The organism is Rhodococcus ruber NBRC 15591, from assembly GCF_001894945.1.
In the GTDB taxonomy this organism is placed as follows: domain Bacteria; phylum Actinomycetota; class Actinomycetes; order Mycobacteriales; family Mycobacteriaceae; genus Rhodococcus; species Rhodococcus ruber.
Genome location: NZ_BCXE01000035.1, coordinates 21,669 through 29,195, shown reverse-complemented (window position 1 = coordinate 29,195; position 7,527 = coordinate 21,669). Strand labels below are relative to the sequence as shown.

Annotated in this window: 1 protein-coding gene; it reads right to left on the bottom strand. The window is 73.3% G+C overall.

From position 1 onward, the window contains the following. Window positions 1-5: 5 nt before the first annotated feature. Window positions 6-7,394, bottom strand: a complete 7,389-nt coding sequence (locus RR3_RS20860) for a non-ribosomal peptide synthetase (RefSeq protein ID WP_234420100.1) — start codon at window positions 7,392-7,394, stop codon at window positions 6-8. Window positions 7,395-7,527: the final 133 nt, after the last annotated feature.

The window sequence follows — 7,527 nt, the reverse complement described above, 5'->3', positions numbered from 1 at the left end:
GGTATTCAGTTCCGCATACTCCACGGGTCGACGGCGGCCACTGTCGCCCACTCGTCACCCGCTGCGGCGGACCCCGCGGGAACCTCGTCGCGGTCGGTGACGACCACGACCCGAAGGTCCTCGGCCGGCGCGTCGTTCAATGCTTCTACCTGCGACGACGCGACGAACGCGTGGGTCACCCACTCGTCGGTCACCACGGCGGCGAGGTCGGCGTCCGGCTCGGGCACCACCACCACCGCACCGGCGATCCCGGCCGCCAGGATCGCGAAGACGCGCCACTGCTCCGCCGTACCGTCGCACACCAGCAACCGTGACTCGTAGTCCAGCTTCCCCGCCGCCCCTCCGCCGCGGGCGAGGGCGACCAGTTCGCCGTGGTCGACCACACGGCCGGCCACCCACAGCGCGGGGTGCTGCGGCTGCAGGACCCGGACCCGCTCCGAGTAGTCGACCGGACGGGCGGACAGCGCCGCCACGGTGGCCACCGTCGCCGGCTCGTCGAGGTACAGCCAGCGCGCAGCGGCGGAGGGCCGGACGTCCGCCCCGTGCGTCGCCAACCCGAGCCCGGGTGTCTGCGCGGCCGTGGAGCCGGAGACAGCAGGCACGATCGCGGCGCCCGCCTTGGTGATCGCCCAGAGCGCGATGACCAGTTCCGGCCCGGCCGGCGCGGCGACCGCGACACCGTCGCCGGGCCCGACACCCTGGGCGATGAGATACCGGGCCCACTGCGACGACCGGCGCTCGAGCTCGAGATAGGTGACCTCGGCACCGTCCGCGACGAACGCCGGGGCCTCCGGGTCGGACTCCACCGCGACCTGCCACTCCTGCGGCACGGTCCGCTCGACCCGGTCGGGGGCCGCCACCGGCTCGGGCTCGATGTCGGCGGGCGCCGAGCGCTCGGTCTCGGTCCGGATGTCGATGTCTCCGACCACGGCCCGAGGGCTCTCCGCGACGGCGCGCAGGACGGTCAGGAAACGTTCGGCGAAGGTGGCGACGGTGCCGGCGTCGAACAGGTCCACGGCATAGGTGAACCCGACGTGCATGCCGGCGGCCGTCCCGCCCGGGTGCTCGCGCGGATCGACCGTCACCTGCAGGTCGAACTTGGCGGCGAGGTCGCCGCCGTCGAGCGCCTCGACGGTGAGATCCGGCAGTTCGAGCCGCGCTGCCTCGGTGTTCTGGAACGACAGCACCGTCTGGAAGACCGGATGCCGGGCCGGGGAGCGCGCGGCGACCACGTCGTCGACCACCCGCTCGAACGGCACGTCGGCGTGACCGAACGCCTCGAGGTCGACCGCGCGGGCCCGGTCGAGCAACTCGGCGAAGGACGCCGCCGGGTCCACGTCCGTACGCAGCGCAAGGGTGTTGACGAACATCCCGACCAGGTCGTCGAGGCGCCGGTCGCCGCGGCCCGCGACCGGCGTGCCGACGACGATGTCGTGAGTGCCGCTGAGGCGGGCCAGCAGCACCGCGAGGGCCGCGTGGACCACCATGAACAGCGACGCCCGGTGCGCGAGCGCAAGCGCGTCGAGCCGCTGCCGGATCTGCTCGTCGACCTGCACGGCCACCGTGCCGCCGCGCAGCGACGGCTGCGGCGGCCGCGGCCGGTCCGTGGGCAGATCGAGGAGCTCGGGCACGCCCGTCAGGCGGGAACGCCAGTAGGCGAGCTGGGCACCGGCCGGGGACTGCGCGTCGTCGGCGTCGCCGAGGACCCGGCGTTGCCAGAGCGCATAGTCGGCGTACTGCACCTCGAGCGGCGCCCAGGCGGGAGCATCTCCGGACAACCGCGCCGCGTACGCGGTCATCAGGTCCCGCGCCAGCGGCGCCAGCGACGCACCGTCGGCGGAGATGTGGTGGACGACGAGAGCGAGCACGTGGTCGTCGGCGCCGACCGAGACGATCCGGCCGCGCACCGGCACCTGCGACGAGACGTCGAACCCTTCGGCAGCGAGGGCGACGACCTCGGCGAGCGCCTCCTGCTCGGATGCGGCCTCGACCGGCACCACCGCGGGCACGACGGCGTCGGCGTCGAGGATGCGCTGGTAGGGCCCCGTCTCGTCCTGCGGGTACAGGGTGCGCAGCGACTCGTGCCGGTCGATCACGTCGCGCACGGCCGCGGTGAGCGCCGCGGTGTCGAGGCGGCCGCGCAGCCGGATCGCGAGCGGGATGTTGTAGCTCGCGGAGGCGGGGTCGAGCTGGTTGAGCACCCACATGCGCTGCTGGGCGAGGGAGAGCGGCACCCGGTCGGGGCGGGACCCGGCGGTCAGCGCGGGCCGGGCCACCGATTCCGCGTGTGCGTCGGCCCGGGCGGCGAGTTCGGCCACCGTCGGCGCCTCGAACAGCTCACGGATCGCCAGGGCGGTTCCCAGCGACTCGTTGACCCGCGCGATCACCCGCGTCGCGATGAGCGAGTTGCCGCCGAGGTCGAAGAACGAGTCGTCCGCCCCGGCTCCCTCGACGCCGAGCACGTCGGCGAAGACCTGTGCGACGACGTGTTCGGCGTCGGTGACCGGCTCGCGGCGCGTGCCCGCGGTGGTGGTCGCCCGGGGCACCGGCAGGGCGCGCCGGTCGAGCTTGCCGTTGACGGTGAGGGGCAGCTCGTCGAGAACGACCACGACGTCCGGAACCATGTAGCCGGTGAGGAAGGCGCCGAGCTGCTCGCGCACGCGGGCCACGTCGAGGTCCTCCCCGGCGCGGGGCACCACGTATGCGACCAGCCGATCGCCGAGACCGTCGTCGCGGACCACCGCGACCGCCTGGGCCACCCCGTCGACACGCACCAGCGCCGCCTCGACCTCGCCGAGTTCGATGCGGAATCCCCGCAACTGCACCTGCGCGTCGCTGCGCCCCGCGTACTCGAGCTCACCGTCGGCGTTCCACCGGGCGACGTCGCCGGTGCGGTAGAGCCGGCCCGACCCGAACGGGTCGGCGACGAACCGGGCGGCGGTCAGCCCCGGACGACCGAGGTAGCCACGCGAGAGCTGATCGCCCGAGACGTACACCTCGCCCGGCACGCCCACCGGGACGGGCTGCAGCAGCCGGTCGAGCACCCGCAGCCGCAGACCCGGCAGCGAGCGGCCGATCCGGCTGGCGGCACCGGCGCGGGCGTCGCCGCGGTCGAGGGCCCGGAACGACACGTGGACCGTGGTCTCGGTGATGCCGTACATGTTGACCAGGGTCGGGGCCACGGGCCGGCGCCCGTACCAGCCCTCGAGCCTGCCGAGGTCGAGGGCCTCGCCGCCGAACACGACGTAGCGCAGGGCGAGCGGACCGGCGTCGGGGCGCTCCACCGACGCCACCCGGTCGGCCTCGTCGAGCTGGAGGAACGCCGAGGGGGTCTGGTTCAGCACGGTGACCCGCTCGGTCCGCAGCAGCTCGAGGAACTGCTCGGGCGAGCGCGACGTGAGGTAGTCGACGACGACGAGCCGGCCGCCGTACAGGAGCGGTCCCCACAGCTCCCACACCGTGAAGTCGAACGCGTAGGAGTGGAACAGCGTCCACACGTCGTCGGAGCCGAACCCGAACAGCGGTTCGGCGTTGGCGAACAGGGTCAGCACGTTGCGGTGGGTGACCGCGACGCCTTTCGGGCGGCCCGTCGAGCCGGAGGTGTAGATGACGTACGCACGGTTGTCCGCGCGCAGCGGCGCGATCCGCTCGGCGTCGGTGACCGGCCCGCTCGGCGCGTGCGGGTCGTCGTCCTCGACGTGCACCCGTGGCAGGCCGAGGTCCGGCAGGACACCGCCTGCGTCGGTGAGGAGGCAGCGCGGCCGGGAGTCCTCGAGCATGTACCGCAGCCGCTCGGCGGGATAGGTGGTGTCGATGGGCAGATACGCGGCACCCGACTTGAGTACCGCCAGCAGTGCCACGATCAGGTCGGCCGACCGGGGCAGCGCGACGGCCACGAGCTCGTCCGGGCCCGCTCCGGCCGCGACGAGCCGCCGGGCCAGGCGGTTGGCCCGCGCGTCGAGCTCGGCGAACGTGAGGGTGCGTCCGGCGAACGTGACGGCCGGGGCGTCGGGGCTGCGGCGGACGACGGACTCGAAGCGGTCGACGAGGGTCGCCTCGGCAGGCACCGGGGCGCCGGGTCCGAGGCTGCTCCACTCGGTGAGGATCCGCTCGGCCTCGGCGTCGCCGAGGAACGGCAGCGTGCCGATCGGGGTGGCGGCGGACGTGGCGACCCCCCGCAGGATCCGGGTGAATCGGTCGGCGAAGGACGTCATCGTGGGGGCGTCGAAAAGGTCGGTGGCGTAGGTGAGTTCGACCGTCATCCCGCCCGGCGCGTCGCGGTCCGAGACCTGCTCGGCGACGGTGACCTGAAGGTCGAACTTCGCGATCGCCGTGTCGAATTCGACGCCGGAGATGCGCAGATCCGGCAGCTCGAGGGTGGACTGCGGCAGGTTCTGGAACGTGAGCATCACCTGGAACAGCGGGTGCCGGGCCTGCGAGCGGGGCGGGTCGAGCACCTCGACGAGGCGTTCGAACGGCACGTCTGCGTTCGCGAATGCCTCGAGGTCGGTGCCCCGCACCCGGGCGAGCAGGTCGGCGAACGACTCACCGGACACGACGGCGGTGCGCAGCACCAGGGTGTTGACGAACATGCCGATCACGTCGTCCAGAGCAGCCTCGCCGCGGCCCGCGACGGGGGTGCCGACGGCGATGTCGTCGGTGCCGGACAGGCGGGCCAGCAGCACGGCCAGCGCGGTGTGCACCACCATGAACACACTCGCGTTGTGGGTGCGGGCCAGCTCGGCGAGCGCGGCGTGCACTTCCTCGTCGATCGGGAGGCGAAGGGCGGCACCGCGATTGGAGGCGACGGCGGGGCGGGGACGATCGGCCGGGAGGCCGAGCTCCTCCGGCAGGTCCGCGAGCTGCGCGCGCCAGTAGGCGAGCTGCCGGGACAGCACCGACTCGGGATCGTCCTCGTCACCGAGCACCTCCCGCTGCCAGAGTGCATAGTCGGCGTACTGAACCGACAACGGCGGCAACGGGTTCGGCTCGTTGCGGGTACGCGCCCGATAGGAGGCGACGATGTCACGGGTCAGCGGCGTCATGGAGAAGCCGTCGCCGGAGATGTGGTGCACGACGAAGACGAGTACGTGCTCCTCGGCCGAGATCCGCAGCAGGGCGACGCGCCACGGCACGGCGGCGGTGACGTCGAACCCGGTGCCGACCAGTTCGAGGACCCGGGCGGGAACGTCCTCGATCTCGACGTCGACGGGCGTGAGATCCGGGACGGCCTCGGCCGCCGGCAGCACCACCTGGTAGCCGTCGCCGTCGATCTCCGGATACACGGTCCGCAGCGACTCGTGCCGGGCGACGAGGTCGGCGACCGCCCCCTGCAGGGCATCGACGTCGAGGTGTCCCGCGAGCCGGATCGCGACGGGGATGTTGTCGACCGCCGACTCGGGCGCGAAGCGGTTCAGGAACCACATCCGCTGCTGGGCGAGCGACAACGGGACCTGCTCGGGGCGGTCGCGGGCGACGAGCGGCAGGGCCCCGGAACCGGCCTGCGCCTCGAGCCGGTCGGCGAGCGCCTGCACCGTCGGGGCCTCGAACACCAGCGGCACCGGCACCCGGGTGTCGAGGACGGCGCCGAGCCGGGCGACGAGCCGGGTGGCGACGAGCGAGTTGCCACCGAGGTCGAGGAAGGAATCGTCGAGGCCGACTCGCTCGACGCCGAGGACGTCGGCGAAGACGTCGGCGACGGCCTGCTCGGTCGGGGTCTGCGGCGCCCGGTACTCGCGGACCGCGAAGACGGGGTCGGGAAGGGCCGCGCGGTCGAGCTTGCCGACGGGGTTGAGCGGCACCTCGGGGATGGGGACGACTGCCGCCGGCAGCATGTAGTCGGGCAGGAAGCCGGCCGCGAATTCGACGAGCGCACCGGTGTCGAGGTCCGCGGCCGCACCTGCCGGTACGACGTAGGAGACGAGCGCGGTCTCCCCGGACGGCAGCGGGCGGCCCACGGTGGTGGCGAACTCGACGTCCGGGTGCCGGACGAGGACCGCGTCGATCTCGGTGAGTTCGATGCGGTAGCCGCGGATCTTGACCTGGAAGTCGGAGCGGCCGAGGTACTCGATCGCACCGCCCTCGTCGCGGCGCACGAGGTCGCCGGTGCGGTACATGCGCGCCCCGCCGTCGGCGAACGGGTTGGCGACGAACCGGTCGGCGGTCAGACCCGGCCGGGCGTGGTATCCGAGCGCGAGCTGTGCGCCCGCCAGGTACAGCTCGCCGGTGACACCGGCGGGGACCGGCCGCAGGTGGGTGTCGAGCACGTAGGCGCCCACGCCGGGGATCGGGGTGCCGATGCGGATCGGCTCACCCGGGTGCAGGGCGGCGCTGCTGACCGCGAGGATGGTCGCCTCGGTCGGGCCGTAGCCGTTGAAGAAGTCGCGGTGGGGTGCGGCCCACCGTTCGACGAGATCGGGTCCGAAGCTCTCCCCCGCCACCACGACCACGCGCAGGTCGTCGAGTCCCCGAGGGTCCACCGACCCGAGGGCGGCGGGGGTGATGAACGTGTGGGTGACGCGCTCGGCCGCGAGCAGCTCCGAGAGGTCCGCGCCGCCGACGATCGTCGGCGGCGAGACCACGAGGGTCGCGCCCGCGCCGAAGGTGGCCAGCAGCTCGAGCATCGACACGTCGAAGCTGGGCGAGCAGATGTGCAGCACCCGGGCGTCCGCGGTGACCCGGTAGTGCTCACGCTCCGCGGTGATCAGCGAGCCGATGCCGCTGTGCGGGACGGAGACGCCCTTGGGCAGGCCCGTCGACCCGGAGGTGTAGATCATCCACGCCGGATGCAGCTCCGACAGGGGGCGGAGCCGGTCGGCGTACGACACCGGGTGGCTGGGGCGGGACGCGATGTCGGCGGCCACGGCGGGATCGTCGAGCGCGGTCCACTGCGTCGATCCCGGGAGAGCGCCGGAGAAGGCGGCCAGGGTCAGTCCGACGGCCGCACCCGAGTCGGACACCATGTGCTGAACCCGCTCGGCGGGGTACTTCGGATCCACGGGCAGGAAGGTCGCGCCCGACTTGGCGACCGCCCAGACGGACAGGACGGACTCCACCGAGCGCGGCACGGCAACGGCCACCACGTCGCCGGGCCCGATGCCCCGGGCGATCAGCACTCGCGCCAGCTGCGACGACCTCGCGTCCAACTCCCGGTACGTGAGGCCCGTTCCGCCGGGCGTGACGACCGCCGGATGGTCGCCGCGTTCCTCCACGGTCGACGCCAGCAGCTGGGGCAGCAGTGCCACCTGGGTGCGGGCACGCGCGCCGCGCTGGGGGCGGGCCGGCGCCGGTCGGCGGCTGCGGGCAGGGCGTTCGCGGTGCCTCCCGGCGGACGGCTCCGGAGCGATCGCCGGATCGCTCTCGCCCGGACTGCCGTCGTGTCGAGAAGACCGCATGTAGGTGCCCACATCCTTCGCTTCGATTCCGTTGCCAGCACGCGCGAACGATCAAGCATAGTCACTGCGCCCGGCGTCCTCGGCGGGACCGTACCGGCCGGTAGCCGCCACCCGTTCATCCACCGAGACGCCC